The sequence below is a fragment of the Bradyrhizobium betae genome (assembly GCF_004123905.1).
Classification (GTDB): domain Bacteria; phylum Pseudomonadota; class Alphaproteobacteria; order Rhizobiales; family Xanthobacteraceae; genus Bradyrhizobium; species Bradyrhizobium betae_A.
The window spans coordinates 142,701-159,668 of record NZ_MZXW01000041.1; the positions used below are offsets into that span (position 1 = coordinate 142,701).

The 16,968-nt window shown below is 62.7% G+C and carries 12 protein-coding genes; 3 read left to right on the top strand and 9 right to left on the bottom strand.

Annotation, left to right across the window (positions count from 1 at the left end):
- The first annotated feature begins 118 nt into the window (after positions 1 to 118).
- From B5V03_RS29925 to B5V03_RS29935, 3 genes are all read left to right on the top strand, one after another.
- Positions 119 to 1,099, top strand: coding sequence for a glycosyltransferase family 2 protein (locus tag B5V03_RS29925; protein WP_129274130.1), 981 nt, complete (start codon positions 119 to 121; stop codon positions 1,097 to 1,099).
- A 238-nt stretch (positions 1,100 to 1,337) separates the two neighbouring features.
- On the top strand, positions 1,338 to 3,551 hold the full coding sequence (locus B5V03_RS29930; protein WP_129273986.1) for an acetate--CoA ligase family protein: 2,214 nt from the start codon (positions 1,338 to 1,340) through the stop codon (positions 3,549 to 3,551).
- Positions 3,552 to 3,706: 155 nt separating this feature from the next.
- Positions 3,707 to 4,537 (top strand): MlaD family protein, encoded by an 831-nt coding sequence (locus B5V03_RS29935; protein ID WP_129273987.1) that lies wholly within the window; start codon positions 3,707 to 3,709, stop codon positions 4,535 to 4,537.
- Between the two features lie 3 nt (positions 4,538 to 4,540).
- Here B5V03_RS29935 and B5V03_RS29940 read toward each other — a convergent pair whose 3' ends face one another.
- From B5V03_RS29940 to urtA, 9 genes are all read right to left on the bottom strand, one after another.
- Complete coding sequence (locus B5V03_RS29940) at positions 4,541 to 8,497, bottom strand: autotransporter outer membrane beta-barrel domain-containing protein (RefSeq protein WP_164988378.1); 3,957 nt, start codon at positions 8,495 to 8,497, stop codon at positions 4,541 to 4,543.
- Between the two features lie 492 nt (positions 8,498 to 8,989).
- Positions 8,990 to 10,030: an aliphatic amidase gene (locus B5V03_RS29945; protein WP_129273989.1), complete on the bottom strand. Its 1,041-nt coding sequence runs from the start codon at positions 10,028 to 10,030 to the stop codon at positions 8,990 to 8,992.
- A gap of 44 nt (positions 10,031 to 10,074) precedes the next feature.
- Positions 10,075 to 10,452, bottom strand: coding sequence for an FmdB family zinc ribbon protein (locus tag B5V03_RS29950; RefSeq protein WP_129273990.1), 378 nt, complete (start codon positions 10,450 to 10,452; stop codon positions 10,075 to 10,077).
- Positions 10,453 to 10,542: 90 nt separating this feature from the next.
- Complete coding sequence (fmdA, locus tag B5V03_RS29955) at positions 10,543 to 11,772, bottom strand: formamidase (protein WP_129273991.1); 1,230 nt, start codon at positions 11,770 to 11,772, stop codon at positions 10,543 to 10,545.
- A 27-nt stretch (positions 11,773 to 11,799) separates the two neighbouring features.
- Positions 11,800 to 12,489, bottom strand: coding sequence for an urea ABC transporter ATP-binding subunit UrtE (gene urtE, locus B5V03_RS29960; RefSeq protein ID WP_129273992.1), 690 nt, complete (start codon positions 12,487 to 12,489; stop codon positions 11,800 to 11,802).
- A gap of 11 nt (positions 12,490 to 12,500) precedes the next feature.
- A complete protein-coding gene (gene urtD, locus B5V03_RS29965; RefSeq protein WP_129273993.1) occupies positions 12,501 to 13,256 on the bottom strand; it encodes an urea ABC transporter ATP-binding protein UrtD in 756 nt (251 codons plus the stop codon).
- Positions 13,257 to 13,320: 64 nt separating this feature from the next.
- Entirely contained in the window at positions 13,321 to 14,463 is a 1,143-nt protein-coding gene (gene urtC / locus B5V03_RS29970; RefSeq protein WP_164988379.1) for an urea ABC transporter permease subunit UrtC, read from the bottom strand.
- Between the two features lie 17 nt (positions 14,464 to 14,480).
- Positions 14,481 to 15,407, bottom strand: coding sequence for an urea ABC transporter permease subunit UrtB (urtB, locus tag B5V03_RS29975; RefSeq protein ID WP_129273994.1), 927 nt, complete (start codon positions 15,405 to 15,407; stop codon positions 14,481 to 14,483).
- 133 nt (positions 15,408 to 15,540) lie between these two features.
- On the bottom strand, positions 15,541 to 16,800 hold the full coding sequence (urtA, locus tag B5V03_RS29980) for an urea ABC transporter substrate-binding protein (protein ID WP_129273995.1): 1,260 nt from the start codon (positions 16,798 to 16,800) through the stop codon (positions 15,541 to 15,543).
- Positions 16,801 to 16,968 lie beyond the last annotated feature (168 nt).

Here is a 16,968-nt window from a genome sequence, read left to right on the forward strand (position 1 = left end):
GCAATCAGGTCAAACGGCCGGGAACCGCGTTGATGGATCCACTGAACCGGCGCCGTCGCCCGCAGACCTATAAGAATGACCGATTGATCTTTTGACGCCGCAGCTTTCGGGGCAAGCAATAATGGACGAGTACAGGCAGCGTCTCGAACAGCTGGAAAACCGAATCGCGCTCCTGGAAAGGAATCTGGATCTCATTGCCGCCGGGCAGAGACGCTCCTCGCTTCGAGGCCTCTGGCGCCGCCCGCCGATATGGACCTTCGAGCAATATCCGCCGCGTCTGCTCAACCTGACCGCGTTCCCGCCCGCACCGCCAACGCCGGCAAATGCGCCGCGGATCGCGATGGTCACGCCCTGCTACAATCATGCGCAATATCTCGGCGCCACGATCGACAGCATCGTCAGCCAGAACTATCCGAACCTGTATTATCACGTGCAGGATGGCGCCTCTATCGACGGCACGATCGATCTGTTGAAGAGCCGTGGCGACGGCATCAGCTGGACGAGCGAGCCGGACAAGGGCCAATCCAACGCCATCAATCTCGGCTTCGCCGGCACCGACAGCGAGATCATGGCCTACCTGAACAGCGACGACATGCTGCTGCCGGGGACGCTGGCCTATGTCGCCGACTACTTCGCGTCTCATCCCGACGTCGACGTCGTCTATGGCCATCGCGTCTTCGTCGATCGCGAGGGGCTCGAGGTCGGGCGTGCCGTGCTGCCGCCGCATGACGGCAAGACGCTGCAATATGCCGACTATATTCCGCAGGAGACGATGTTCTGGCGCAGGCGCGTGTGGGACGGGATCGGACCGATCGACGAGAGCTTTCACTATGCGATGGACTGGGACTTCATCCTGCGGGCGCAGGCCGCGGGATTCAAGTTCGTCCGCCTGCCGCGATTCCTCGCCTGCTTCCGGATCCATGATGCCCAGAAGACCGCCGCAACCTACGCGGTCGGCGTCAAGGAGATGGGCATCTTGCGGCGTCGCGCTCTTGGTTTCGATCCGACACAACTGCAGATCCGCCGCGCCATCGCATCCTACCTCGCCAAGCAACTGGCCTATCACTACGCCTACAAGCTGAGCCTGCTACGCTACTGAGCAGGCCGGGATCAGCGACGCCACGAGGTGCGGGCGCTCGCGCCATTTGGAGAACGGTCGCGCGGATCCCTGGCACTTCACCGGATCGTTCGCACTTTCGCCAAAAGTCTGGTGATGCTAGCCTTATCGCAACGTCTCATCCATTCCGCCTCGCGGCATGGAGCTCATTACGATCAGCCCTGCCTGAACCCGGCGCATGACAGCGCGCTACAACAAGAACAAAAGCTGAGGAAGCGCCATGGAAGCCCGAGTGACCGCCCTTTCTCCTCGCCCGTGGTCTCCACCGCCCGACGCCAGTGACGTCGTCAAAGGCATCCACGCCATGCTGCATCCGCACAACATCGTGCTGGTGGGCGCGACCGACAAGCCCGGCAACTATGCCGAGCGGATCTGGAACAACCTGGTCAAGTATGGCTACGAGGGCGGGCTCTATCCGGTCAACGCCAAGCGCGAGACCATTTGGGGCGTCCCGTGCTTCAAGGATTTTGCGAGCCTGCCGGAAAAGCCGGATCACGTGCTGGTGCTGGTGCCGGCGCGCTTTGCCGTGCAGGTGATCCGCGACGCCGCCGCGGCGGGTGCGCGTTCGGCCACCATCGTCACCTCGGGCTTCAGCGAGTTGCAGGATGAGGAGAGCCAGAGGCTTGCCACTGAACTGCAAGCGGCGGTGCGCGAGACCGGCCTTGCAGTCACGGGGCCGAATTGCCTCGGCAATCTAAGCGCCGGCGAAAAGCTATTCACCAATATCGACGACCGCATCGTCACCATGGAGCAGGGCGCGGTGGCGATCGCCGGGCAATCCGGCGCCATCGTGATGGCGATCCGCCAGGCGCTGGAGGATCGCGGCGTCGGCGTCGGCTACATGGTCACGACCGGCAACGAGACCGGGCTCAAGACGCCGGACCTGATGCGCTATTTCGCTGAGGATCCGAGCATCAAGGTGATCGTCGTCTATCTCGAAGGCGTTCGCAACACCAAGGCCTTTCGCGATGCCTGCAAGGCGGCGCGCGCCGCGAGCAAACCGGTGATCGCGCTCAAGCTCGGCGCATCCGAGGGCGGCCGCGCCGCCGCGATGGCGCATACCGGCGCGCTCGCAGGCTCGATCGAGACGTTCGATGCCATCGCGACGCGCGAAGGCGTGATCCGGGTCGGCGGGCTCGACGAGCTGATCGAGACCACCGAATGCTTCGTCCACTCTGCCGTGCCCAAAGGCGACCGGCTCGCTGCCGTCACGCTATCAGGCGGCAAGCGCGGCATGCTGCTTGACGCCTTCTATGCCGAAGGCCTGAACTTTGCGCCGCTGAGCCCGCATGTCGGCTCGGAGCTCGCAAAAATGCTCGGGCCGGGCTCGATCGTCGGCAACCCGCTCGACGCCGGCTTTGCCGCTGTGGTCGATCCCTCCGTCTATATGAAGTCGATCAAGCTGATGATCGACGACCCCGATATCGACATCGTCATCGTCGATGCCGAGCTGCCCAAGGCGCCGCACGAACTGCGCGAGCGCAATTTGCGCATCGTCGACGAGATGGCGAGCCAGGCCGCAAAACCCGTGATCTATGTCAGCGCGATGTCGATCGGTTTCACCGAGTTCACCAAGGGCTTGCGCAAATCGCTGCCGCATCTCGCGGTAATGCAGGGCATGGACCGCGCAGTCACCGCGATCAAATCGCTACTCGCCTATGCCAAGCTGCGCAAGGAGGTGCCCGACATCGTCTCGAGCTCGAAGCCGGCCGCGCGTGCCGTGCTGGAGAAGGCGTTGAAGTCTGCAACCGGCGCCGCACTCGACGAGGTCGCCTCGAAGAAGCTCCTGAAGGCTTATGGCATCCCGATCTCGAAGGAAGCGATCGCGCAGACGGCGCCGGAGGCGGTGAAGATCGCCAAGCAGATCGGCTTTCCGGTCGTGGCAAAACTCGTCAGCGCCGAGATCCTGCACAAATCCGACATCGGCGGCGTGGTGCTGAACCTCAACAGCGCGGCCGAGGTGAAGAAGGCATTTTCCGATATCACCGCGCGGGTCAACAAGCTGAAGGGCAAGCCAAAGCTCGACGGCATCCTGATCGCGCAGCAGGTCAAGGCCGATCTCGAGCTCGTGGTCGGCGCCTCGCTCGATGCCGAGATGGGGCCGGTCGTGCTGTTCGGCACTGGCGGCATCGACATCGAGCTGATGAAGGACGTCGCGCTCGCCGGCGCTCCGCTGGACCAGGCCGAGGCGCGCCTTCTGATCGGCCGGACCAAGGCCGGTATCAAGATGCGTGGTTATCGCGGCAAGCCGGCCCTGCACGAAGCTTCCGCCGTGAAAGCGCTGGTCGGCCTGTCCAATCTGATCGTGGATGCCGGCGACCGGATCGCCTCGATCGACATCAATCCGTTCCTGATCAACACCAAGACGGGCGTGGCTGTCGACGCGCTGATCGTGCTGAACAACGCCGCGGCAAAACGCGCCGCCGGACATTGATGTCGCGTAGGTCCTGTAGGGCGGAATAGCGCAGCGTAATCAGCCAGTTTGCACAGCGTTTGACGAGAAAATGGCGGGTTACGCTTCGCTAACCCGCCCTACGTACCATTGCGGCCTTCTTCCCACTTCCCCGCTTTGGCCGTAGACTCAACCGCATGGCACGCGCGAGCAATCTGGTGATCGGGACGGCGACGCTGGCGGTGATCGCCGTGGCGTTCGGCGGGCTGCTTGGCGTGCAGAAATGGCGCGCGCTCCAGAGCCGCAGCCAGTTGCGCGTCGTCTTCGAAGGCGGTTCCGCCAGCGGCCTGCGCCGCGGGGGACCGGTCAATTTCGATGGCGTGCCGGCGGGCCAGATCCTGTCGATCAAGCTGGACAATCCGCGCAAGGTCGTGGCGCTGGTGTCGCTCGATAACGCCGCGCCGATCCGCAAGGACACCGTGGCGGGCATCGAATTCCAGGGCCTCACCGGCGTTGCCGCGGTCTCGCTGATCGGCGGAGCGCCCTCCGCGCCGCCAGTGCCGCTGGACTCGGACGGCATCCCCGTGCTGACCGCCGATCTCAGTGACGCCGAAACCATCGTCGACACCCTGCACAGTGTCGATCGCACGATCGTCAGCAACGCCCCTGCGATCAAGGAGGGTCTGCGCACGTTCGAGAACTATACCGCAGATCTCAGGAGCAAGGGCGGCGAGATCGATTCTGTCATGGCAAAGGTCGACACCGCCTTCGCGGGCTTCGACAAGGCCGTCACCAAGATCGAGGGCGTGGTGCCCGGCTTCGTCGACGGCAAGGCCGACGAGCTGTTCGAGAAGATCAAGGGATTGCACGAGCTTGCCGATACCATGAAGAAAAAATCGGCAAGCTTCCTCGAAGACGGCCGCAAGATGCTGCTCGATGTCAGCGAGGCCGCCAACAAGATGAGCGGAACGCCCGCGCCCGCCGCCGCCCCGCGGCCACCACGCAAGCCTGCGCAGCCCAAGCGGTAGAGCCTACCACGCGTAGCGGACGACGCCCTTGCCGGCGTAGGAGCGCGTGACGTTCGAGAACTCGCCCTCGAAGGTCGCCGACGCGGACCAGCCGTTCATCCAGTTCATCTGCACCGCCGCCGTGGTCAGCGCCGAATCGCGCGCCTGAGCGGCGCCGTTGACGACGAAGGCCGCGCCCGGCAGCGTCTGGAACACCGCGCCGACGGTGCGATCAGGATTGAAGTCATGCGCCCAGGCGAGGCGGCCTCGCAGGGTCATCAGGCCGCCGGCGGCAGCAAATGACTTGTCCGTGCGGAAGCCAAGCTCGGTCCGCGTGCTGGTCACGTCCTTGGCGGCATAGTTGAGCGCGAAATTGTTGCTGCCGACCACCGCGAACTCCGAATAGTTCGGCAGGCTGAACAAGGTGGCCTGGGCCGCAGCATAGGGCGTGAGGCCAATCCACGGCGTGGCATAGCGGTATCCGCCCTCGACGCGGCCCGAGAACGCGTTGGCGTTGAACTGCGCGCGCAACTGATCGACGCCGGCGGCTGTGACGACGCGGTTGGTGGTGACGTCCTGCCAGCCATAGGCCAGCGCAGCCGTGATGTAGGCCGGACCGGCCGTGTGACGCACGAAGGCGCCGGCCTGGAACAGGTCGGAGCGGCCCCAGCCGAGCCCGTTGACGTTGAAGCCGGTGCCGCCGCCGGCGAGCGCGAAACCGGCGATCGTCGACTGCGAGAAGCGGTAATCGAGGCCAACGGCCGTGCCATAGACGCTGCTCCTGGTGTTGTTCGAGCCGAGAGCGGTATTGCCGTCGGTGGTCTGCGAGCCGCCATAGCCGGCTGCCCAGACGTCCCAGCGCTGCTCGAAGCCCGTGGGCGGCGCCTTGCGATAGATCGAGGCGAAGGCATCGCGCGCGTTCCTGTCGCGCGCGCTCTTGCCGGTCGCGGCGTACGCGTCCGTGTCATCGGCATAGGGCGTCGCGCCAGGCGTGCCGCTGCGCCCCGAGCCGAACACGTCGGTCAGCAGGCTGATGAACAGGTTCATCGCGTTGAACGTGGTCTGCTGCGAGCCCGTCGCGGATTCGCCGGAGGCCTGCGTCAGGCCGGACGGCGAGAGCCCGGCATAGAGCGCCGGCAAGCCGCCATTGGCCTTGAAGAAATCCTGTAGGGCAGTAGCGGCGTTGTTTTGATTGACGCTGAGATTGTTCTTCGCACCATAATCGAGCGCGAAATCGAGATAGACGACGCCGGCCCCCACGGTGGTGGTGCCGACGAGGCCCCTCGAGGCGGCAACGCCGGCGAAATTTCCGCTCGAGGTTCCGCCAACTTGCATGATCGTGTATCGCCGCAGCACTGTGCTTCCCGGCAGGAACGACGCCACGACTGTACCGTTCAGCACGGCGTTGCCGGTGACGGCCGCAAAGCTCGAGCTGGTCGAACTCAGCGTCACGAGATAGAGCGCGCCGGACTGGAATGCGAGGCTGCCCTGAACGGCGATGCTGGAGCGCGGCGTACCCGAGCCCGGCGCAAAAATGCCGCCGCTCGCGACCTGCGTGTCGCCGACCACACCGGTGCCGGTGAGCGCGCCACCGGCGTTTACCGTGGTCAGACTGGAGGCAGCGATCGTGCCATCGACCTGGAGCACACCGCCATTCACGCTGGTGCCGCCCGTATAGGTGTTGGTACCGGACAGGATCAGCGTCCCGCCGCCGACCTTTTCCAGTGAGCCGGGGCCGGCAGGACCGCATCCGCAGGGATTGAAATCGCCGATGACGCCGCTGACTTCCGTCGACAGATTATTGCCGCCGACGACGAGGGTATTGCCGCCGCCGATGTAATAGAAGCCGCTGCCTTCGATCGATCCGGCCGTGATGCGGCCGTCGCTGTTCGGTCCTAAGCTGTTGCCGAAGTCAACGATGCCCGTACCAGTCGTGATGAAACGCGCGGTACCGCCGGTGGAATTGTCGAAGAACGAGGTCTCGCCACCGTCCTTGGTGATGATCGTGGCGTTGCCGGCCGTCGTGAACGCGCCGAAATTGGTCAGGCCATTGGCCTCGTTGATGATCGTTGCGTTGCCGGCGGTCGCGGTATCGGTTCCGGCCAGTGTACCAAACACGGTCCCGCTCGAATCCTTGTTGACGATCGTTGCCGAGCCGGCCGAGGATTGCTCGAGAAATGCGGTGCCGCCACCATTCTGGTTGGTGATGGTGGCCGTGCCTGCATTGGTCCGTCCAAAGAAGCCGGTCAAGCCGCCATCATTGATGATGGTCGCCCGTCCGGCCGTGGCGGTGTCGGTCCCGCCCCCCAGCGGATCGCCGAAATACACCTGCCCGTTGTTGGTGATCACCATAGAGCTGGCGGAGGTCGCGTTGAGGAACTGCGTCGTACCGAAAAAATCGTTCAATAGCGTCGTGATGCCCGACGTGTCGGCATTGACGATTCTGAAGAAGCCCTCGTTGGTGACAGCACCGACGATGCTGCCGGTGTGGCCCGCGTCGCCAAGTTGCAGCGCCGCGCAGGAACAGATGAAAGTGCCGCCGGTGTAGGTATTCGTGCCCGTGAGCACGACGACACCGCCCCCGAATGAATTGTCCAGCACCGTGAGCATGCCCGCTCCGACACCGTCCGAGATATTTCCGGCGATCGTCAACGTCGTGCCATTGGAATCGATGGCGCCGCCAGGGCCACCACCGTTGATCTTGAAATTGTTGCCAATGGTGAGATCGCTCAAGCCATCGGCTTGGAACAGGCCGGATTCCAGCGTGATGGTGCCGGTGCCCGCCGATTGATTGTTGGTCACCTGGAGGGTGGCACCGATGACCTTGGTCCCCCCGCTGTAGGTGTTCGGCGCGGACAGGACCGTGGTGCCAAAGCCGCCGCTGGAATCTGTCACCTTCAGCACACCGGTGTCGCCATCGCCGTTGCTGATGAGGCCCACCAGCGTCAGCACGGTGCCGTTGTTGTCGATGGCGCCGCCGGCCGTATTGACCTTGAAAGCATTCGCGAAGGTCAAGTTGCTGAAGCCGTCGACCTGGAACGTGCCGCCGTTGAGCGTTACGGCGCCACTCGAAATCGAGGTGTCGCTCGTCGCTTGCAACGTCCCCGCCGCGATGGTCGTCCCGCCAAAATAGGAATTGCCCGTGCCCAGCACCGTGGTCCCGGAGCCCATTTGCACGACATTTCCGGTCCCGCTGATGACCGCGTTGAACGTCAAGGTGTCGGAGCGATTGAAGGCCAGCGTGCCGCCGTTGTTGACACTACTGGATCCGATATTCCCGCTGGTCCCGCCATTGCCGAGCCGCAAGGTGCCTGCCGCAATCACCGTTCCGCTGGAATAGGTGCTGTCTGCCGTCAGCGTCAGCACGCCAGCACCGAATTTGCTGACACCGCCATTCCCGCTGATGACCCCGTCGAAGACGATGTCGTTCGATCGATTGAATGTGAGCAGGCCATTGTTCAGGACGTTGCCGACAATGCTGCCGCTGGTAGCTCCGCCGGCACCGCTGCCGAGCACCAATACACCCGACGATATCGTCGTACCGCCGGTATAGGTATTGTTTGCCGTCAGAACGGTGAAGCCCGCGAATGCGTTCTGAAGGGCCACGGAGCCGCTGCCGGAAATCACACCGTCAAAGACCAGGGAGTCGGATCGGGAGAAGACCAGCGCGCCATTATTCAGCACATTGCCGACGATGGAGCCGGTGGTGCCGCCGTTGCCGATTTGCAGCGTGCCCGCGCTGATCGTCGTGCCGCCGGTGTAGGTATTCGCCCCGGTCAGGACCAGTGTGCTGGATCCCGCCTGATGCAGCTGAACACCGGCCACCGCCTCGCCGATATTATTCGCGATGGAGATCGTCTGGCCAGCGTTGGCATTGTTGGTGATGCCACCACTCGCGCCAGCCTGGCTGAAGGTCACCGCACCGCCACTGATCGTGTAGGACTGCGAATTGGTGCTGAAGGTCCAGGAATCTGGTGACACGGAACCGGTCACGACAGATGCGGATCCGGTTGCACCGAAAATTGCGGCCTGCCCCGCGGATGATGGCGGCGCTCCCGTAGGCGGGTTGGACCAATTGGTTGTCAGTTGATAGTCGGTCGTGGCGGTCGAACTGCCGGTGCCTCCCCACGTATAGCTCTGCGCCTCTGCGGCCGTGCCAAATCCAAGATAAGCTATCGCAGTGGTCGCCAAAATGAGCGGAAATGAAGCGGCGCTTCTGCCCAGCCGATCGCGTTCGCCAGCTCGCAACTGAATCGGCACGCCACACCCCCAACGCCACCTGCGCCTTACGGCACAACCGGGCGATGGTTAGCACGTCGTGTTCCGTAGTTTTGCGGGCATGTTTCCGAATCTTGCCGTGTTGCCCGGAAAAAGGGAACTTTTGGGCCCGGTGTTGTACCCGCGCAACGGTCATTCGAGCCCTATTCGCAACCAGAGCACGATTCCGTCCAATCCGATCAGGCGGTCCGGGCTTCAGTAATTGCTGGCCGCCGCCTCGTTCGGGATGCCGTCGATAGGACATTCCGCGGTCCCCGGCGTCGAGCGGGTCATCGCCTCGACCATGTCGCGGGTGCCTTCCGGATCGGCGATCCAGTTCTTGTAGAAATCATACGGGCACGCCGCGACGCCGCGCGGGCTTTCGCCGGAATTGATCATGCCGGTGTAGCCGCGGTGGACCAGCTTGTAGAGATGATTCTGCGACTGGCCGTTGCGGCGCGCATCGCGGATCAGATGTTTCGACAGCTGGGCGTACTGGATTCCGTAATCCTCTTCACCGCACTCGCCGAGCGTCCGACCGTCGAAGCCGATGATCGCGGAGTGGCCGAAATAGGAATAGACGCCGTCGAAGCCGGCAGCATTGGCGACCGCGACATAGACGTTGTTGGCCCACGCCATCGCCTTGGAAATCATGACCTGCTGTTCCTTGGCCGGATACATGTAGCCCTGGCAGCGCACGATCAGCTCGGCACCCTTCATGGCGCAGTCGCGCCAGATCTCCGGAAAATTGCCGTCGTCGCAGATGATCAGGCTGACCTTCATGCCTTTCGGCCCGTCCGAGACATAGGTGCAATTGCCAGGATACCAGCCTTCGATCGGCACCCACGGCATGATCTTGCGGTACTTCTGGACGATCTCGCCCTTGTCGTTCATCAGGATCAGGGTGTTGTAGGGCGCCTTGTGCGGATGCTCCTCATGGCGCTCGCCGGTCAGCGAGAACACGCCCCACACCTTCGCCTTGCGGCAGGCCTCGGCGAAGATCGCGGTCTCTTCACCGGGCACCGCACAGGCTGTCTCGTACATCTCCTTGGAGTCGTACATGATGCCTTGGGTGGAGTATTCCGGAAAGATCACGAGATCCATGCCGGGCAGGCCGGTCTTCATGCCCACCAGCATGTCGGCGATCTTGCGGGCGTTGTCGAGCACCTCGGCCTTGGTGTGCAGGCGGGGCATCTTGTAATTGACCACCGCGACGCCGACGGTGTCGTTGCTGCTGGAAATATCACCGTGAAGCATGTTGGGCGCTCCTGTCTTTTATTGGCTTGAGGTCGTCGCTTGCGTTAGTGGCTGATCATCCAGGGGCGCGCGGTGGGAAATCCCTTGGCGCCGCCCCTGGTCTTGGTCACCAGCCGCGCTGGCTTTTTCTTGTCCGACGAGCTTTTGTCCTTCACAGTCTTGCCGGTGGAGCAGCAGCCGCAGCCAGGGCCGTGCGACCCCTTGTATTGCGCGAGTGTCTGCGGCGCGTGCGTGCTGCGCTCGTTGACGGCGTGCGCCTTGCGCTTATCGGCCGGCATGCAGAAGAAATTCGGCGCGGTCAGGATGACGCGGGGCGCCATCGTCTCGCAATGCGGGCAGCTTTGCGGATCGTCGCATTCCGCCATCGGGCGCAGATCCTTGAACGGACCGCAATCGTCACAGAGATATTCATAGACCGGCATCGCATCATCCCTACGCTGTTGCCTGTGAGAACTCCCGCGGCGGATGCGGGGCGGCACAGAGGCGCCGTCCCGCATCCCGTCGCGCAGGGATTACTTGTCCGGCGAGATCGGCATCTGGATATCGCCGGTGATGTGCTTGATGGGTCCTGCCGCCGACGGCATCACGTCGAAGTCAAAGATTTCCGTCGGCAGCCATAGCGTGGCGCAGGCGTTGGGCACGTCGACCACGCCGGAGATGTGGCCTTGAACCGGCGCGGTGCCAAGGATCGAATAGGCCTGGGCGCCAGAGTAGCCGAACTTCTTCAGATATTCGATCGCATTCAGGCAGGCTTGGCGATAGGCGATGGTGACGTCGAGATAGTGCTGCTTGCCGGCTTCGTCGACCGAGATGCCTTCGAAGATCAGATAGTCCTTGTAGTTCGGCGTGATCGGCGACGGCTTGAAGATCGGATTCTTGATGCCGTATTTCGCCATGCCGTCCTTGATCACCTCGACCTTCAGATGCAGCCAGCCGGCCATCTCGATCGCGCCGCAGAAGGTGATCTCGCCGTCGCCCTGGCTGAAGTGCAGATCGCCCATCGAGAGACCGGCGCCCGGCACATAGACCGGGAAGTAGATTTTCGAACCGCGGGAGAGATCCTTGATGTCGCAATTGCCGCCGTGCTCGCGCGGCGGCACGGTGCGCGCGCCTTCGGCGCCGATCTTGTCCTTGACGTCGCCCTTGGCGCGGCCGCCATGAGAGGTCGGCGCGAACGGCGGATTGGCCAACCCGGGCACGCGGGTCGGGTTGGTCGAGATCAGCTCGGCCTCCCGCTTATTCCAGGTGTCCAGCATCTTCGGATCGGGCAGACAGCCGATCAGGCCGGGATGGATCAGGCCGGCGAAGTTGACGCCGGGAATATGGCGCGACGAGGTGTAGAGGCCCTTGATGTCCCAGATCGACTTCTGCGCCAGCGGGAAATGGTCGGTGAGGAAGCCGCCGCCATTCTGCTTGGAGAAGAAGCCGTTGAAACCCCAGAGGCTTTCTTTGAGCGGACCGACGTCGAGCAAATCGACGACGAGGAGATCGCCGGGCTCGGCGCCCTTGACGCCGATTGGACCGGAGAGGAAATGCACAATCGAGAGATCGATGTCGCGCACGTCGTCGGCGGAATCGTTGTTCTTGATGAAGCCGCCGGTCCAGTCATAAGTCTCGATGATGAAGTCATCGCCGGGATTGACCCAGGCCACGATCGGGATGTCGGGGTGCCAGCGGTTATGCACCATGTCATTTTCGTAAGCCGACTTGGTGAGATCGACCTTGATCAGTGTCTCTGGCATCGAGAAGCTCCCCTTTTACACGGTTGGTTAGACGGACAGATATTTCGAGACCTGCGCGGCATCGACGGCGTCGCGCGGATCGTCGCGGACGATCTCGCCATTCTCGATCACCAGCACACGGTCGGCGATATCGAGCGCAAAACTCAGGACCTGCTCGGACACGACGATCGAGAGCCCCTTTTCGTCGCGGATGCGCTTCAGGGTGCGCGCCATCTCCTTGATGATCGACGGCTGGATACCTTCGGTCGGCTCGTCCAGCAGCAGCACCTTCGGCTTGGTCGCGAGCGCACGCGCAATCGCGAGCTGCTGCTGCTGTCCGCCGGAGAGATTGCCGCCGCGGCGTCCCTTCATCTCCAGCAGCACCGGAAACAACTCGTAGATGTCGGCTGGCACTTCGGTCCCGCCGGAGACGACGAGCCCGGTCTCGATGTTCTCCTTCACCGTCATGGTGGAGAAGATCATGCGACCCTGCGGCACATAGGCGAGGCCCTTGGCGACCCGCTCGTAGCTCGGCAAATTGCCGAGCTCGGCGCCGTCCATGCTCACCGAGCCGCTCTTCGTAGGCAAAATGCCCATCAGCGACTTCATCAGCGTGGTCTTGCCCATGCCGTTGCGGCCCATGATCGCCACGATCTCGTTCGCGGCGACCTTGACGTTGAGGCCGTGCAGCACCTCGCTCTGGCCGTAGGCGACGTGAAGGTCTGAAATTGCCAGCATTGAGATTCTCCTCAGTGGCCCAGGTACACTTCAACGACCTTGGGATCGTTCTTCACTTTCTCCATGGTACCTTCGGAGAGAATCTGGCCCTGGTGAAGCACGGTGACCTTGTGCGCGATGTCCTCGACGAACTTCATGTCGTGCTCGATCACCAGCACCGAGCGGTTCTTGATGATGCGGTTGAGCAGCTCGGCCGTCTTGGCGCGCTCGGACACGCTCATGCCGGCAACGGGCTCGTCGAGCATCAGCAGGTCCGGGTCCTGGATCAGCAGCATGCCGATCTCGAGCCACTGCTTCTGGCCGTGGCTGAGCTCCGCGGCGAAGGTATTGAGCTTGTCCTTGAGGAAGATCATCTCCGCGACCTCCTCGACCCGGTCCTTCACCTGCTGGTCGCGCTGAAAGGTCAACGAGCCAAACACCGTGCGGCCACGGGGGAACGAGATCTCGAGGTTCTCGAACACGGTGAGGTCCTCGAACACCGACGGCGTCTGGAATTTGCGACCGACACCGGTCTGCACGATTTCGTTCTCCCTCATTTTCGTAAGCTCCTTGCCACGAAACTGAATCGAGCCCGAGGTGGCTTTGGTCTTGCCGCAGATCAGGTCGAGCACCGTGGTCTTGCCGGCGCCGTTCGGACCGATGATGACGCGGATCTCGTTCTCTTCCACGTAGAAGGAGAGATCGTTGACCGCCTTGAACCCGTCGAACGAGACGGTGAGTCCGGAGACCGCGAGCAGGAATTCCTTGGGCTGATGGCCGACGAGCATGATCTATCTCCTCATTGCCGGTGTGGCATCGGCATCGTGATGACCGACGAGCATGATGGTCTCCTCACTCTGCCGGTGCGCCGTCGGCGACCGAATTGTCCTTCCAGCCCGCCTTCGATTTGCGCGAGGCGAACAGCCGGTCGATGCGCGGCTGCACGTAATCGGCCCAGAGCCCGGACAGGCCGTTCGGGAAGGCGAGCACGACCGCGATGAACAATGCGCCGAGGCCGAACAGCCAGAGTTGCGGGAAGGATTCCGACAGGCTGGTCTTGGCGAAATTCACCAGGATGGCGCCCCAGATCGCACCGAAGATCGACATGCGCCCGCCCACCGCGGTGTAGATCACCATCTCGATCGACGGCACGATGCCGACAAAGGACGGCGACATGAAACCGACATTGAGTGCGAACATGGCGCCACCGATCGCGGCGAAGATCGCGGCCATACAGAAGGCGAAGATCTTGAAGTTGGCGACGCTGTAGCCGGAGAAGCGGACGCGGTCCTCCTGCTCGCGCATCGCGACCAGGATGCGGCCGAGCTTGGTGAGGCGGATGAACTGCGCGATGCCGATGCAGGCGAACAGCAGCACCACCTCGACGAAGTACAGGATGACCTTGGCGTGGTCGGGCCGGATGTCCCAGCCCTTGAGCGTGCGCAGATCGGTCATGCCGTTGATGCCACCCGTATAGCCCTGCTGCCCGACGATCAGGATGGTCAGGATGGCAGCGACGGCCTGGGTGATGATCGCGAAATAGGTGCCGCCGACGCGGCGCTTGAACATCGCGGTGCCGATGATCAGCGCGAATAGGCCGGGCACCAGGATGATGGCGAGGATGGTGAAGGTGAGACTGTGAAATGGCTGCCAGAACAGCGGCAGGGACGTGATCTGGTTCCAGTCCATGAAGTCCGGGATGCCGGGCGTCGACTGGATTTTCGTGTTCTCGACGCTGGAGGCCTCCAGCTTGAGGAACATCGCCATGCAATAGCCGCCGAGACCGAAGAACACGCCTTGCCCCAGGCTCAGGATGCCGCCATAGCCCCAGCACAGCACGAGGCCGAGCGCGACAAAGGCGTAGGTCAGATATTTCGCGACCAGATTGAGGCGGAACACATCCAGCGTCAGCGGCAGGATCACGAACAGCACGGCGGCCAGGGCAATGAAGCCCATGAGCTCGGATCGATTGAAGAAGCGCGAGTTGATGATCATGACTTGCCTGCTTCCCGTTATTTGCGGACTTTGAGGGCGAAGAGGCCCTGCGGCCGCAGCATCAGGATGCCGACGACAGCGAGCAGCGTGAGCACCTTGGCCATCGAGCCCGACAGGAAGAATTCGAGCGTCGATTGCGTTTGCGAGATCGAGAAGGCCGAGGCGATGGTGCCGAGCAGGCTCGCGGCGCCGCCGAACACGACGACAAGGAACGTGTCGACGATGTAGAGCTGGCCCGACGTCGGCCCGGTCGAACCGATCATGGTGAAGGCGCTGCCGGCAACGCCGGCGATGCCGCAACCGAGCCCGAAGGTGTAGCGGTCAACCTTCTCGGTGTTGATGCCGACCGCGCCGGCCATGATGCGATTCTGCACCACGGCGCGCACCTGGCGGCCCCAGCGCGATCTGTACATCACGTAGGCGACGGCGATCGTGATCAGCACGGTGAGGCACATCACGAAGACGCCGTTGATCGGCACCTCGATGCTCTCGGTGACGTGCAGCGAGCCGAGCATCCATTGCGGCAGCTCGACGCCGACCTCTCGCGCGCCGAACACGGAGCGATAGGCCTGCTGGAGCATCAGGCTGAGGCCCCAGGTGGCCAGCAGCGTATCGAGCGGGCGCTTGTAGAGGTGCCGTATCAGCACCCATTCCACCAGCATTCCCAGCGCACCGGATGCGACAAAGGCCAAAATCATCGCGAGGAAGAAGTAGCCGCTGAACAGGCTCGGCAAATAGGTCTGGAACAGATTCGAGGTCATCCAGGTGACGTAGGCCCCGAGGATCATGAACTCGCCATGGGCCATGTTGATGACGCCCATCTGGCCGAAGATGATCGCAAGACCGAGCGCCATCAGCACGTAGACCGAAAACAAAATCAGCCCTGCAAATCCCTGCATGACGAAGATGGAGCCAAGGTCACCAATCGAATAGTCGCCGAACATCGATGTCCTCCGTCAGGGATAAGGTCCCGCGTCGCGAGCAGGTTCGCGACGCGGGGGTCTTGGGCATGGACTTGCAATCCACGCCAGGGAGCGGCTTGGTCTTTGAGGGAAACGGCGACTGATGCCGCGTCTCTTACTGGTAGCCCTTGGGGAACGGATCCGGCTCGACGAGATCGGCGGTCTCGAAGATCAGCTCGAACTGACCATCGAGCTTGGCGCGTCCCACCCGGGTCTTCGACCAGAGGTGATGATTCTCGTGGATGCGCACGTAACCTTCCGGCGCGCCCTTGAACTCGACGCCGGGCGAGGCCGCCGCGATCTTGTCGACGTCGAAGGAGCCGGCCTTCTCGACCGTCAATTTCCACAGCCACGGGCCGAGATAGGCAGCCTGGGTGACGTCTCCGATCACGGTCTTCTCGCCCCACATCTTCTTGAACGCGGGCACGAAGGTCTTGTTGTTGGGATTGTCGAGCGACTGGAAGTACTTCATGCAGGCATAGGCGCCCGCGATGTTCTCGCCGCCGATGCCGTCGATTTCGTCCTCGGTGACCGAGATCGTCAGCAGGGCCTGCTTGGAGAGGTCGATGCCGGCCGCCTTGAGCTGCTTGTAGAAGGCGACGTTCGAGCCGCCGACGACGTCGGTGAAGATCACGTCGGGCTTGGTCAGCTTGATCTTGTTGATGACCGAGTTGAACTGGGTCGAGCCGAGCGCGTAGTACTCCTCGCCGACGACCTTGCCCTTCAGCACGTTCTCGACATGCTTGCGCGCGATCTTGTTCGAGGTGCGCGGCCAGATGTAGTCGGAGCCGATGAAGAAGAACGATTTTGCGCCCTTCTCCTTGGCGATCCAGTTCAGGCCGGCGAGGATCTGCTGGGTCGCTTCCTGGCCGGTGTAAATGACGTTCTTGGACTGCTCGAGACCTTCGTAGAAGGTCGGGTAATAGAGCATGCCGTTATACTGCTCCATGACCGGCAATACGGCCTTGCGCGAGGCCGAAGTCCAGCAGCCCATGATCGCCGCGACCTTGTCGTTGACGAGCAGCTTCTTGGCCTTTTCCGCAAAAGTCGGCCAGTCGCTGGCGCCGTCTTCCTGGATGAACTTGATCTTGCGCCCGAGCACGCCGCCCATGGCGTTGATCTGCTCGATGGCGAGCTTTTCGGCTTCGATCGAGCCGGTCTCGGAGATCGCCATGGTGCCGGTCGCAGAGTGCAGGATGCCGACCGTGACCTCGGTGTCGGTGACCGCGAGGCCGGTGGTGTTGACCGCCGAGGTCGCCGGGGCCTGCGCAAACGACGCCTTCGGCAGCATCGTGATGGCCGGCAGGGCGGCCATTCCCATCAATAGTTTGCGCCGGAGCGGCGACAACAGGCCCTTGGTTTCTTGGTCTGACATGAGCACCCCACTGTTTGTTCGAGGACACGCGATTGGTGCCGTGAGGATGGCTCGAATTTGTGCAGCGCAAGCATACGCAAGATCGCGTATACTGCACCGCAAAATACCGACGTAGGCTTTTGGTACGGGATTTGCGAGGGAAGCGGCTAGTTCGGAAGTGGGGTTCGA